Below are 12,130 nucleotides of genomic sequence, written 5' to 3' on the forward strand. Positions count from 1 at the left end.
CAGCGGCGCCGGAAGGACTCGCGGACCGACCCGCCGACCACCGTGCACCACGTGCTCGTGCTGAGCTTGCCGTTGCGGGGCAGGCCGTGCAGCGCCTGGAGGTCCTGCACCGCGGCCCGGGTGGCGTGGTCGTAGGCCCCGGTGACGGTGACCGCGTACCCCTTGGTGGCGAGGATTTCCTGCACCGCCGTGACCGGCGCGCCGGTGGCGTGCTGGTCCAGCTCGGGGACCAGGGTCTCCCAGGTCGGCGTGGTGAGGGTGGCGTCCACGTCCACCGCGATGCCGTTGCGGGCCTGCCAGTCCTGCACGGCCGCCACTGTCGCGGCGTCGAACGTGCCGCTGACCGTCACCGCGTAGCCCCGGAACGCGAGCAGGTGCTGCACCACCCGGACCGAGGGGGAGTTGACGAACCGCCACAGGTCCGGCCAGCGGCGGGCCGGCACCTCGCCCAGCGTCGTGCCGAGGGCGGCGTGCACCCGCCGACGCAGCTCGGGGAACTGCCGGTAGAAGGCGGCGCCCGGGCACTCGGTGGTGCGGAAGTCCCAGTGGCCGAAGATGTCATGGGCGTGCAGCCCGTACTGCCGGCAGATCGAGACGCAGAGCTTGACCAGCGAGTCGGTCAGCGCCTTCGGCGGCGTCTCGGTGACGTAGGTGCCCTCGTTCTCGATGCCGATGGCCCGGCCGTTCTCACCCGGGCAGTGCGCCGAGATCATCTGGCGGTCGCCGGCTTCGAGGCGCTCCAGGCTGCCCCGGCGACCCTCCAGCACGTAGCCGCCGCGGCTCACCGTGAAGTGCTGGCCGGTGTCCGACCAGCCGTTGCCGTCCATGTGCAGGTCCTGGCACTCGTGGGCCAGTTTGACCGCCTGCTCGCGGGAGTAGTCGGTGACGTTCGGAAACGCCATGTGGTGCACGATGATCTTGTTGGTGGCGATGGCGCTGACCGACAGCGGGTCCTTCGGCGGACGGGCGGCCCACTCGTCGCAGCTGATGATCCAGTCCAGGTCGGCACCGGGGGCGGCGGCCTGCGCCGAGGTGGGGAAGGCCAGTTCGCTCCCGACGACGGCGACCGTGGCGGCGCCGAGACCGGCTCGCAGCAGTGTCCGGCGATCCACTTCGGAATGGTCGACGTGCATGACATCTCCTCCTGCGGCCGACGGCGGGGGGATGAAAAGTAGCTCCAGTGGCCGCACGCACTCCGGAGAATATTGCCAAGACTCGGTGCGCGCCAGAGGTCCGCGCCACCTCATGATCACTTGGGTTTCCGCGACTCGGGTCGGGGGTAGGTCGGGGCTGACCATCCCGGCTGCCGCATGAAGGAATGACCATATGAGTGACAACGTCAGCGACGCGGTGGGCGACGCCCTCCGATCGGTGATGCTCTTCCTGCCCAAGGCCGTCGCCTTCCTGGCGATCCTGGTGGCGGGATGGCTGATCGCCAAGGCCGTACTGAAGATCGTGGAAAAGGTCCTGGAACGGGTGGGCTTCGACCGCGCCGTCGAACGTGGCGGCATCCGCCGCGCGTTGAGTCGCTCCCGGTACGACGCCAGCGACATCGTCGCGAAGCTCGTCTACTACGGGTTGCTGCTGTTCACCCTGCAACTCGCCTTCGGCATCTGGGGGCCCAACCCGATCTCCGACCTGCTTGGCGCGGTGATCGCGTGGCTGCCGCGCGCGTTCGTCGCGATCGTCATCGTCGTGGTGGCCGCCGCGATCGCCAACGCGGTCAAGGACATCATCAGCGGCGCGCTCGGCGGCCTGTCGTACGGCCGGGTGCTGGCCACCATCGCCTCGGTGTTCATCCTCGGCCTCGGCGTCATCGCCGCGCTGAACCAGATCGGGGTGGCCACCGCGGTCACCACCCCTGTTCTGATCGCGGTGCTGGCCACGATCGGCGGCATCCTCGTCGTCGGGGTCGGCGGTGGCCTCATCCGTCCGATGCAGAATCGTTGGGAGGCGTGGCTGACCCGCGCCGAGCAGGAGTCGCAGCAGATCGCCGCGCACGCCCGCGCCTACCGCGAGGGGCGCCGCGACGCCGAGGCCGAGCTGGCCCGGGCGTCCGCCGCCCCCGCCGAGCCGGCCCGGCCGCCGTTCGTCGCCGACGACCCGGAGCGCACCCAGATGCTGACGCGACCGACCGACACGGAGGCCACCCAGGTGGTGCGTGCGCCCTCCGACCCGGAGGCCACCCAGGTGGTGACCCGCCCGGCCGACTCGGAGGCCACCCAGGTGGTCAGCCGGGGCGGCGACGCGGACACGACCCAGGTGGTCGGTCGGGGTGATGGCGACTCGGACACGACCCAGGTGGTGAGCACTGGCACCGGTGGTGCGGTGCCCGGTCCGCGTACCAGCGACGACAGCGAGACCACCACTGTCATCCCGCCGGTGGACCGGCGCTGACCAGCAGTTGTTGAAGCGGGGCGGGATCGATCGGATCCCGCCCCGCTTCGCGTTGTCCGGCACGCCGAAAGTGCTTTCCGGCGCGCCGGTGCGCGTCTAGCATCGCTGACATGACCTGGCGACATTGATCCAGCAGAGCAGGCCGATCCCGTGGGCCACCACCGGCACCGCACGTCCGGTGTCCGTCTCCACTCCCACGGGAAGGCCCCATGATTCACCTCGCCTCGCGCGTGCCCGACCCGGCGGTCCGTCGTCTGACGGCCACCCTTTACGGGTATGCGTTCCTCAGCGACCTCGTCCTGCTCTACCCGCTGTACGTGGTGTTCTTCGCCGACACCGGGTTGTCGGTGGGGCAGATCTCGTCGCTCTTCGTCATCTGGTCGGCCGCCGGCATCCTGTTCGAGGTGCCGTCCGGCGCGTGGGCCGACGTGGTGTCCCGTCGGCTGCTGTTGTGCCTTGCCCCGCTGGTGACCGCCGCCGGGTTCGCACTCTGGGTCCTGCTGCCGTCCTACCCCGCGTTCGCGGTCGGGTTCCTCCTCTGGGGTGCCGGCGGAGCGCTCGTCTCCGGTGCCCTGGAGGCGCTGGTCTGGACCGAGTTGGACAGGCTCGGCGCGGTCGGCCGGTACGCCCGGGTGCTCGGGCGCGCGCGGACGGCCGGTGTGCTGGGCGTGGTGGTCTCCGGAGTGCTCGCCGGCCCGGTGCTCGCCGTCGGCGGGTACCCGGCGGTCGGCGCGGCCAGCGTGCTGGCCTGTCTGCTCGCCACGATCGTCGCCGCCCGGTTCCCGGAGCACCGCCCACCAGCCGACGCGCCGGTCGACGCGCCCGTCCAAGCTGGCGTGCCCGTCCCGGCCAGCGGGCACCACCCGGCCGCTGCGGTACGGCCGGTGGCTGCGGCCATGCCCGGGGATCGCGAGCCGGACGGCTCCCCAGCGGACGACGAGGGCGACCTGGGTTGGTGGGACACACTGCGGGCCGGAGTGACGCAGGTCCGCACCCGCCCCCCGGTGCGGTCAGCCGTGCTGCTGGTCGCCGTGGTCGCCGCCGACTGGGGCGCCCTGGACGAGTACTCCCCGCTGCTGGCCCTGGACACCGGTGTGCGGGCGGAGGTCGTACCGCTGCTGCTCCTGCTGCTCTGGGCCGGGGTGACGGTCGGCGGGCTGCTCGCCGGAGTGGGGGAGCGGCTGGGCCGCCGGGGGCTACGCCGCTCTGCTGGGCGTGGTCGGTGTCGGGTTGGCCGGTGGCGCGTTGACCGGGCGACCGGCCGGCTTCGTGCTGCTCGCGCTGGGGTTCGGTGCCGCGCAGTTGGCCACCGTGCTGGCCGACGCGCGGCTCCAGGCCAGGATCACCGGCAACAGCCGCGCCACCGTCACGTCGCTGGCCGGGATGGCCACCGACCTGCTGATCATCGGGACGTACGCCGGTTATGGTCTTCTGGCCACAGTGGTCGGCAATGCGGTGGCGTTCGCGGTGACAGCCGGCCCGTACCTCGTGCTGGGCCTGGTGCTGTTGACCCGCCGGCGCCCGACGGTCGTGCCCGCCAGCAGCACGGCGGCTGCGGCGCACGGCCCGCGATGACCGGGGAGCCGGCGGCGGCCGACGTGGCCGCCGCCGGCCCTCGCTCAGCTGGACAGGTGCAGGAAGGACCACTGGTGGCCGTCGAGGTCGCGGAAACCGCGCATGTACATCGGCCCGTTGGCCATGCCGGGCCCGAGCGACTGCCCGCCGGCGACCGCCGCCCGGTCGACCTGCTCGTCGACCTGCTCGCGGCTTTGCGCCGACAGCCCGACGACGACCTCCCGGCTGGTCTCCGTGTCGGTGGCTGCGACGCCGGTGTACGACTCGAAGCCGGAGCGGAGGTGCAGCACCAGGCGGGTGCTGTCGGAGATGGTGAACACCATGGTGTCCCCGTCCAGGTCGGCCTGGTCAGCGGTGAACCCGAGCGCCCGGTAGAACTCGGCGGCAGTGGCCAGGTCGCGCACCGGCAGGTTGATGAACGTCATGGTCATCGGTTGTCTCCGTTCGACTCGAGCAGTGCCTTCAACGCGGCGAGCCGCTCCCGCCAGTACGCCTTCAGCTCGGCGGCCTGCTCGGCTCCGGTCAGCTTCTCGTGCATCACGCTGACCCGGGCCTTCGACTCGCCGACAGCGTCGAAGCGAACGCCGATCCGGGTGGGACCACCCGCCCAGTCGGCCCGGAAGCTGCGGGGCGCGGTGGTGGTGCGGACGCGCACCTCGATGTCGGGCAGCCACCCGGCGCGTGCCGTCTCGTCGGCGAAAGCCTCGTACAGTCGCGCCGCCGGCACCGCCACCGTCCGGCTGGCAGCGGCCCAGAAGCCCCCGTCGCGTTGCTGACCGGGCGCGCGCAGGCCACGCGCCTGCTCGTACCCGACGGTGATGGTCTGTGACCACCAGCCCGGCACGTCGTGCTCGGTGACCAGGTGGCGGGCGATCTGGGTGTGGGTCCGCTCGGTGGCGGCCGCGGCGTCGAGCAGGGCGAACCACTCGGCCCAGCCACGGCCGGTCCGGGCGCGGATCAGGTCGTCGGCGATCCGCTCGGTCTGCGCCGCGGCGGGCGCGGGAGACGAGGCCGGGGACGGCTCGGTTGCCGGCTCGGTGGCCTTGTTGATCAGGTGTCGGCGGGCGGTGGTGTAGCTCTCGCCGGTCTTCTCCATCCGGGCGCGGACCCGGGTCTTGAACGATCTCTGGTTGGTCATCACATGCTCCCGGTCAACGGCACGGTCACCGGGACCCACGCTCCCGCCGACCCCGCCGCAGTGGGGCATGTGGCACCACGTCCCGAGGGCTCAGGGCCCCCTTTGCCTCCGCGTTGCCGGCGGCGTGAGCGCCGGGAGGGAGGTGCGGCGCAGGACTACGCCAAGGAGATCCTACGCCAATCTGTCCGTCAGGGCTGGTCACCGTCGAGGTAGACCCATCGGCCGTCCTCGCGGACGAACCGGCTGTGTTCGGTCAGGGTGCCGGGCCGTCCCGCGTCCCGGTAGTGGGCGTGGAATGTCACAGTGCCGGCGGCGTCGAGCAGGCCGCCCCGCTCGGTCTCGACGATCTCCAGTCGGGTCCACCGCTGCCCCGGGTCCAACTCCAAGGAGGCGGGCCGGGTCGAGGAGTGCCAGCTGCGCAGCAGGTAGCCGGTGTCGCCGAGGGCGAAGGCGCTGAACCGGGAGCGCATCAGCGCCTCGGCCGTCCCTGCCGGGCTGTCGCCGCTGTGCGCCGGGGCGCAGCAGTCCGCGTACGCCTGGCCGGAGCCGCACGGGCAGGCCCGTCCCGTCGTCGTGTTCGCCCGTCGGCGTCCCGCACCCTTACCCACGTCGTCATCCTGCCCCACCGCCGGGCGTCGATCGGCGACGACTCCCGCCGGTCGGGGCGGCCGGGGCGATCAGAGCCAGCCGGAGCGGCGGAACAGCCGGTACAGGAAGAGGGCGGCCGCCGCCATCAGGGCGAGGGCACCGGCGTAGCCGTAGCGCCAGGCCAGTTCCGGCATGTGGTCGAAGTTCATGCCGTAGATGCCGGCGATGCCGGTCTGGGTAGCCGCGATGGCAGCCCATGCCGCGATCTTGCGCATGTCGTTGTTCTGCTCCACGGCGAGCTGTGCCAGTCGCGACTGGACGATCGAGGTGAGCAGGTCGTCGTACGCGGCCACCCGGTCCACCGCCCTGCTCAACCGGCCGTCCACGTCCACGAACCAGCGGTGCAGGGCGCGCGGCGGGCCGTCGGGGTCGAGCAGCGTACGCATCGGCGCCTGCAACGGCAGGACCGCCCGCTTGAACTCCACCACCTCCCGTTTGAGCTGGTAGATGTGCTGAATGTCGGCCCTACGGTCGCGGGCGAACACCGCCTCCTCGACCCGTTCCAGGTCCCGTTCCACATGCCCGGCCACCTCCAGGTAGGAGTCGACCATCCGGGCGCAGACCGCGTACGCAACCGCCCAGGGGCCGGCGGCCAGCAGCGTGGGGCGGCCCTCGATGTCGGCGCGGACGGTGCGCAGCGCCCCGGCGGCGCCGTGCCGCACGGTGATGGCGAACCGGTCCCCGAGCAGCACCATCACGTCCCCGGTGTCGATCACCTCGGAGGTGTCGGTCAGCTCGTCGTGCTCCACGTACCCGGCGGTGCGCAGCACCAGCAGCGTGACCGGCCCGTGGCGTTGCACGGTCGGGCGGTGCCCGTCGGCGAGCGCCTGTTCGACGGTCAGCTCGTCCAGGCCGAAGGTGCGGCCCACCGCGGCGAGCACGGCCGGGCCCGGGTCGTGCAGTCCCAGCCACACGAAGGCGTCGCGACCGTGCCGCGCTCGGGCGTACGCGTCGTCGTAGTGCGGTCGACCGGGCTCGCGCCGACCGTTGACGTAGACGGCGCAGTCGACCACGGCGTCCGGATTGGACCGGCGGGGGTTGGGGGCGACGGCCTCGGGTCGGCCGAGCAGTCGACGGGCCAGCGCGCGTACGCCCTGACCGGCCCGGTCCCGTACCGGCCGCTGATCCACCACGTGCCTCCCCGTCGCCCGCGCACCGCCCCGGTCACGGTGTGCTCGCAGGGGATGGTGCCACCGCATTCTGCCGAGCAGGGTCCGGCTCCCGACAGCGGGGCAGGTGGCTCAGGCCCTGCGGGTGGCTCAGGCTGTGCGGGTGGCGAAGACGACGATGTTGTCGACGTAGTTGCCGGTCGAGGCGTCGAACCGGCCGCCGCAGGTGATGAGGCGCAGCCCGGCCGCGTCCGCCGGGCCGTAGACCAGCGTGCTGGGAAAGCGGTCCTTGGGGTACGCCTGGACGTCGTCCACTGTGAATGTGGCGACCTGCGCGTCGGCGCGGGTGACCTGGATCTGCTCACCGGCGCGCAGTCGACCGAGGTCGAAGAAGACCGCCGGGCCGGCCGGTGAGTCGACGTGTCCCACCAGGACGGCGTTGCCGGTTTCGCCAGGGCTCACCCCGTGCCGGTACCAGCCGGCGAGGGTGGGTTTGTCCAGTGGGGGCACCTCCAGCACCCCGGTAGCGTCCGCGCCGATCGGGACAACCTCGGCGCGTACGCCGATGGCGGTGATCTGCACCCGGACCGGCGCGGCGCGTGACAGCGGCGCCAGGTCCGGTGCGGGATGGGTGCGTCGCGGCGCGTCGGCCGGCGGCCGTGGTGGCCGCGCCGGGTCGGCGGTGAGGCCGACGGTGATCAGCCCCAGCCCGGTCACGCCGAGCAGGGCCACCACGGCCGGTAGGGTCCGCCGCCACCACACCTGGGCACCTCCGCGCTGGATCGTCCGGGTGCCCGCGCCGGTGTCACCGGTGCGGGCACCCGTCCTCAGGGATGGAGCAGTCGCCGATCAGGCGACAGTGGACACCGGACGTCGCCGGCGGTTCAGGATCACCGCGCCGGCCAGGGCGGTGCCGAGCAGCGTGCCGCCGGCGGCCAGGGTGCCGGTGTCGCGGCTGTCGCCGCCGGAACCGGCGGGTGCGCCGCCGATCGGGGTGACGGTGAACGTGGCCGTGCCGGCCGAGCTGCCGTCGCCGCAGGTCGCCGCCACCGTGTACGTGCCCAGGGTGAACCCGGCGGTGAAGAGTTCGGCGCTGAGCCCGCCGCCGGCCGCGGCCGTGGTGGATCGGACGTTCTGGTCGCGGTTGGGGCCGGTGACCCGGAAGAGGGCGTCACCCGACTTCGGGTTGCAGGTCGTCGCGGTGAGCACGACGGTCCCACCGACCGGGGTGGTGGCCGGTGACACCGTGGTGTCGGCCAGTGCGGCGCCTGGCAGCAGGAGCGTGCCGAGGCCCACGCCGAGCGCCGCCGAGCAGAGTGCTGTTGAGACCTTCATACGCGTCTTCCCTCACTTTTCGTCCGCTGACTGCGTGGGACGTCGTTCGGGTGGCCAACTCCGTGACTAGCACCGGTGTGCCCAACACTAGGTGGGTTGGGCCCACGATCAGGTGAAAATGAGAATTCCTCGTTGCCGTCACGTGTCCACCCGAAGGCGGGGAGAGCTGCGGAAAGGCCCGGACGGCCCGACCGGCACCGGTGCTCCGGTCGATGTCCGCTCCGCCCGGGCTGTCGCCGCTGGGTCGATGGCGAGGTATGGCGTCGGCTGTCCAGGACCCGCTGGGCGGGACCGGTCGCCCGGCGGGTCACGCGGGGATCGGCTCGCCGGTCTCCAGCAGGGTCTTGAGGCTGGCCAGCAGTTCCGGCCAGCCGCCGCTGCCATCGAGTTGGCCGCTGATCGCCCGCTGCATCTCGCTGTCGGGGGAGAAGCCGTCGTGGACGACGGTCAGCCGGACGGCAGCGTCGCCGTGTGGCTCGATTTCGAAGGTCACCTTCGACCGGCGCTCACCGAGCCGGGCGACCAGTTGCTCGGGTGACCAGCCGAAGTGCTCGGCGTGCTCCGGCTGGAAGCCGTGCCAGCTGTACGACAGGCGACGGTACGGCTCGGCGACGAGCACCCGCTGACCGAGATCGCGTGGCTCGCCGTCCGGCGTGTCCTGCCACAGCACCGGGGATCCGACCTGCCAGTCGGACGCCAGGGCGACCCCGCCCCAGTAGCGGCGGGTGAAGGCCGGTTCGGTGAGTGCGGCCCAGAGCCGCTGCGGGGTGGTCCTGACGTAGGTGGTGTAGACGAACGCGGGACTCTCCATGGACTGTCGCTCCAATGCGGTGCTCAGGTCGGCGAGCGCGGCGGCTCGCTCGCGGTCGTATCGGCTGAGCCATCTGTCGGCGATGGCGTTGATCGGCGCGGCGTTGAGGTAGTGCACCTTCTCCCGGCCGCGCCGAATGCTCGTGACGAGGTGGGCCGCCTCCAGCACCGCGAGGTGCTTGCTGACCGCCTGTCGACTCGTTGCCAACCCGTCACAGAGCTCCCGCAGGGTCTGGCCATTGCGGTCGTTGAGCCGGTCGAGCAGTCGACGCCGGCTGGGATCGGCCAGCGCCCGGAACGCGTCGTCCATCGGCCCTCCGTAAAAAGCAACCAAGCGGTTGCCTGTCAAAATAGGCAACCAGACGGTTGCCTGTCAATCCGTTCGGGCTTCTGCCGCTCGGATAAATCCGGGTGGAGCCGGGGAGGCGCTGATAGGTTCGCTCGCCGTGACACAGGACAACACGACGGCCGGCCTGGGAACGGTGTTCGCCCGCCTCTGGGCGGCCAGCACCCTGTCGGCCCTGGGCAGCGGGCTGGCCACCGTCGCCGCACCGCTGTTCGTCGCCTCGCGTACCGACGATCCGCTCGTGGTGGCCGCGGCGTCCGCCGTGGCCTGGCTGCCGTGGTTGCTCTTCGCCCTGCCGGGCGGCGTGCTGGTGGACCGGATGGACCGACGCCGCCTGATGATCATCATCGACCTGGTCCGGGTGGTCGCGCTCGCCGTCCTGGCCACGGCGATCATGAGCGGTCGGGCCGGGGTGGTGCTGCTGTACGTGGTGCTGTTCGTGGTCAACACCGGTGAGATCGTGTTCCGCTCGGCCAGCCAGGCGATGTTGCCGACCGTGGTGCCGCGGCACCGCCTGGAGCGCGCCAACGGCTGGCTCGGCGGTGGCACCACCCTCATGAACGGGATGCTCGCCGGACCGCTCGGCGGGTTCCTGTTCGCGCTCTCGGCGGGCAGCCCGTTCCTCGTCAACGCCGTCACGTACGCCCTCAGCGCGGTGCTGGTGGCGCTGATCGGCGGTGACTTCCGGGCCGCCGCGACCGACTCCCGCGTACGGTCGACCCGATCGATGCGCGCCGAGATCGTCGAAGGGCTGCGCTGGCTGGCCCACCAGCGTTTGTTGCGCACGATGGCAGTGCTGATCGGCCTGCTCAACGTGACCCTCACCGCAGCGCTCGCCGTGCTCGTGCTGCTCGCCGCCGAGCGGCTGCGACTCGGGTCCGTCGGTTACGGGCTGCTGTTCACCTGCATGGCCGTCGGCGGGGTGCTCGGCGCGCTCCTCGGCGACCGGCTCATCGCCTGGATCAGCCCCACCTGGACGATCCGGGTCGGTCTGCTGATCGAGGCGGGGTTGCACCTGGCGCTGGCCGCCTCGCGCAGCACCATCGTGGTCGGGATCGCGCTCTTCGCCTTCGGCGTGCACAGCGCACTGTGGAACATCGTGGCGAACTCCCTGCGCCAACGACTCACCCCACCGACACTGCAGGGACGGGTGGCCAGCACGACCCTCTTCGTGGCGGCGGGGGGCAACTGCGTCGGCGCACTGCTCGGCGGGCTGCTCGCCGCCCGGTTCGGCATCACCGCGCCGTACTGGGTCGGGTTGGTGGTGGCCATCGGCGTCTCCTTGGCCACCTGGCGGGTCTTCGACCGCGCGACGGTGGCACGCGCCTACGCCGATCCGCCTCCGGCCGAGCAGCGGCCCACGCCGGTGCCCTGAGCGCTGTCGGGTGGCGGCGCGCGGCCGCCCGCGGCGGTGTGGCAGCGTGGTGCGGTGACCGATTCCGCGCCGCTCGATGTCGACCTCGCGCTGCTCGGTGGTGGCGGCGCGGCATCGTTGCTGCTCGCCGCACTGGACCGGCACGATGTGCGGGACCTGCGCATCGCCGTCGTCGATCCGGTCCGCCGGCGCGGTCAGGACCGCACCTGGGCGTTCTGGGGCCACCCGGGCACCGATCTGGACCCGCTGCTCAGCGCGAGCTGGCAGCAGGTCGAGGTGGCGACGACGGCCCGGCGCCGCGTCCTGGACCTGACCCCACTGAGGTACGCCATGCTCCGCTCCGGCCCGGTCTACGACCAGGCTGCCGCGGCCGAACGCCGGCTGGACGCCACCCGGATCGTCGCACCCGCCGAGACGGTGACCGACGACGGCACTCGGGTGCTGGTGCGCACCGGCGACGGGCGGAGCATACGGGCCGGCTGGGTGCTCGACTCCCGCCCCCGCCCGCCGGCGCGAGCGGGGCGCACCACCTGGTTGCAGCACTTCCGCGGCTGGTGGTTGGAGGCCGACCGGCCCGTCTTCGACCCGGCGCGCGCGGTGCTGATGGACTTCCGCACCCCGCAGCCGCCCCGGGGCGTCTCCTTCGGCTACGTGCTGCCGGTGAGCGACAGGTACGCCCTGGTCGAGTACACCGAGTTCTCGCCCGACCTGCTCACCGACGCCGGGTACGACGCGGCGCTGGCCGGCTACCGGGACCTGCTCGGCCTGGACCCGGCCGGGCTGCGCGTGCGCGAGGTGGAGAACGGGGTGATCCCGATGACCGACGCGCCCTTCCCGGCCCGGCCCTCACCCCGGGTGGTCCGGCTCGGTACGGCCGGTGGTGCAACCCGCCCCTCCACCGGCTTCACCTTCTCCGCCATGTACCGACAGGCCGACCAGGTGGCCCGTGCCCTCGCGGCGGGACGACCCCCGGTGCCGCAGGCGGCCTACCCGCGCCGGCACCGTTGGATGGACGCGGTGGCCCTGCGGGTGCTGGACCGGGGCGGGGTCGGCGGTCCGGACTTCTTCGACCGGCTCTTCGACCGCAACCCGGCCGAGCGGGTGCTGCGCTTCCTCGACGGCGTCACCACCCCGGCCGAGGAGGTCGCGATCATGAATTCGACCCGGCTGCTGCCGATGATCGCCGCCACCGCCGGCGACGCGGCGCACCGCGTCCGCGACCGGCTGCGCCCGACCCGCCCGGCGCCGGCCGTTCCGCCCGCCGTGGTGGGCGACCCGCTGGGCTCGGAGCCCAGTGCGGGTGGAGCACCCCGTCCGACCTGACCGGCGGCGTCCTGACCTGACCGGCGTCGTCTCCTGGGCCGCCTGTCGAGCTGCCCCGGGAGTGGGGCACCCGG

At 72.5% G+C, this 12,130-nt stretch carries 10 protein-coding genes and 2 pseudogenes; 4 read left to right on the forward strand and 8 right to left on the reverse strand.

Features of this window, described 5'->3' with window-relative positions; genetic code table 11:
- A partial coding sequence (locus KBX34_RS17600) for an N-acetylmuramoyl-L-alanine amidase (RefSeq protein WP_210925868.1) occupies positions 1-1,133 on the reverse strand: 1,133 nt, incomplete at its 3' end.
- 193 nt (positions 1,134-1,326) lie between these two features.
- Between KBX34_RS17600 and KBX34_RS17605 the strand changes: the two are divergent.
- Both KBX34_RS17605 and KBX34_RS17610 read left to right on the forward strand, forming a co-directional pair.
- Positions 1,327-2,038: pseudogene (locus tag KBX34_RS17605) on the forward strand (hypothetical protein); the annotation flags it as partial.
- Positions 2,039-2,524: 486 nt separating this feature from the next.
- A pseudogene (locus KBX34_RS17610) lies at positions 2,525-3,972 on the forward strand (MFS transporter).
- 44 nt (positions 3,973-4,016) lie between these two features.
- Here the strand turns inward: KBX34_RS17610 and KBX34_RS17615 are convergent.
- The 7 genes from KBX34_RS17615 to KBX34_RS17645 all read right to left on the reverse strand — a co-directional run bounded on the left by KBX34_RS17615 (position 4,017) and on the right by KBX34_RS17645 (position 9,322).
- Entirely contained in the window at positions 4,017-4,403 is a 387-nt protein-coding gene (locus KBX34_RS17615) for a VOC family protein (RefSeq protein WP_210925870.1), read from the reverse strand.
- Positions 4,400-5,110, reverse strand: a complete 711-nt coding sequence (locus tag KBX34_RS17620) for a DUF4287 domain-containing protein (RefSeq protein ID WP_247671937.1) — start codon at positions 5,108-5,110, stop codon at positions 4,400-4,402. The genes KBX34_RS17615 and KBX34_RS17620 overlap by 4 nt, the downstream gene beginning before the upstream one ends.
- A 188-nt stretch (positions 5,111-5,298) precedes the next feature.
- Entirely contained in the window at positions 5,299-5,718 is a 420-nt protein-coding gene (locus KBX34_RS17625) for a YchJ family protein (protein ID WP_088951707.1), read from the reverse strand.
- 69 nt (positions 5,719-5,787) lie between these two features.
- Positions 5,788-6,888 carry a magnesium and cobalt transport protein CorA gene (locus tag KBX34_RS17630; RefSeq protein ID WP_210925872.1) on the reverse strand — a complete coding sequence of 367 codons (1,101 nt, stop codon included), beginning with the start codon at positions 6,886-6,888 and terminating at the stop codon, positions 5,788-5,790.
- A 129-nt stretch (positions 6,889-7,017) separates the two neighbouring features.
- The gene (locus tag KBX34_RS17635; protein ID WP_210925874.1) at positions 7,018-7,629 is read right to left on the reverse strand and encodes a class F sortase; all 612 of its coding nucleotides are present in this window, start codon (positions 7,627-7,629) and stop codon (positions 7,018-7,020) included.
- Between the two features lie 87 nt (positions 7,630-7,716).
- Positions 7,717-8,202, reverse strand: a complete 486-nt coding sequence (locus KBX34_RS17640; RefSeq protein ID WP_210925876.1) for a hypothetical protein — start codon at positions 8,200-8,202, stop codon at positions 7,717-7,719.
- Between the two features lie 307 nt (positions 8,203-8,509).
- Entirely contained in the window at positions 8,510-9,322 is an 813-nt protein-coding gene (locus tag KBX34_RS17645) for a metalloregulator ArsR/SmtB family transcription factor (RefSeq protein WP_210925878.1), read from the reverse strand.
- Between the two features lie 136 nt (positions 9,323-9,458).
- Between KBX34_RS17645 and KBX34_RS17650 the strand changes: the two genes are divergently transcribed.
- Together KBX34_RS17650 and KBX34_RS17655 are read left to right on the forward strand one after the other, a co-directional pair.
- Positions 9,459-10,733, forward strand: coding sequence for an MFS transporter (locus KBX34_RS17650; RefSeq protein ID WP_307871422.1), 1,275 nt, complete (start codon positions 9,459-9,461; stop codon positions 10,731-10,733).
- Positions 10,734-10,769: 36 nt separating this feature from the next.
- Positions 10,770-12,056, forward strand: a complete 1,287-nt coding sequence (locus tag KBX34_RS17655; protein ID WP_374223695.1) for a lycopene cyclase family protein — start codon at positions 10,770-10,772, stop codon at positions 12,054-12,056.
- The last annotated feature ends 74 nt before the right edge of the window (positions 12,057-12,130 follow it).

Origin of the sequence: Micromonospora sp. M61, assembly GCF_018070245.1 — a bacterium.
In the GTDB taxonomy this organism is placed as follows: domain Bacteria; phylum Actinomycetota; class Actinomycetes; order Mycobacteriales; family Micromonosporaceae; genus Micromonospora; species Micromonospora zamorensis.

What these genes read in the sequence shown, in the direction of transcription:
- KBX34_RS17615 (WP_210925870.1), bottom strand. Translation starts at nt 4,403, where the DNA reads ATGACCATGACGTTCATCAACCTGCCGGTGCGCGACCTGGCCACTGCC.
- KBX34_RS17620 (WP_247671937.1), bottom strand. Translation starts at nt 5,110, where the DNA reads ATGACCAACCAGAGATCGTTCAAGACCCGGGTCCGCGCCCGGATGGAG.
- KBX34_RS17640 (WP_210925876.1), bottom strand. Translation starts at nt 8,202, where the DNA reads ATGAAGGTCTCAACAGCACTCTGCTCGGCGGCGCTCGGCGTGGGCCTC.
- KBX34_RS17645 (WP_210925878.1), bottom strand. Translation starts at nt 9,322, where the DNA reads ATGGACGACGCGTTCCGGGCGCTGGCCGATCCCAGCCGGCGTCGACTG.